The organism is Ralstonia sp. VS2407 (assembly GCF_052950655.1).
This window is the reverse complement of sequence record NZ_JBRFVG010000283.1, coordinates 1-460: the sequence shown is the minus strand read 5'-3', so window position 1 is coordinate 460 and position 460 is coordinate 1. Positions and strand designations below refer to the sequence as shown.

2 pseudogenes are annotated in these 460 nt (G+C 75.2%); both read left to right on the top strand.

What is annotated here, in order from left to right:
- A pseudogene (locus ACU8YE_RS25070) lies at positions 1-250 on the top strand (GTP 3',8-cyclase MoaA); the annotation flags it as partial.
- 47 nt (positions 251-297) lie between these two features.
- Positions 298-460 (top strand): annotated as a pseudogene (locus ACU8YE_RS25065) (molybdenum cofactor biosynthesis protein MoaE); the annotation flags it as partial.

Sequence of the window (460 nt, the reverse complement as noted above, 5' to 3'; positions counted from 1 at the left end):
GTTCTGCGGCACCTGCTCGCGCGCCCGCGTGTCGGCCGACGGCCAGCTTTATACGTGCCTGTTCGCGACGCAAGGCACCGACCTGCGGCCGTGGCTCGACGACGCGGCGTCGAGCGCCGACCTCGCCGCCGCCGTGCGCGCACGCTGGACGCAGCGCGACGACCGCTATTCCGAGCGCCGGGCCGCACGGCCGGCCCGCGCGCCGGGCAAGACCTATCCGACCGTGCGCATGTCGCTCGTCGGCGGCTGACGGGCCGCCGCGCGACACCGGATGCGCCGCCCACTGGAGAACCTGTCATGACGACCTTCACCGAATCCCGCGCCGGGCTGCCGGACGATCCGCTGCGTGCCGCCAGCCCGCCGCCGCCCGTCGACGCGACCGACCCGCACCCCGAATCGGCGCCCGCGATTGCCGCGGGCTTCGAAGTACGCGTGCAGCATGCGCCGATCGACGCGGGCG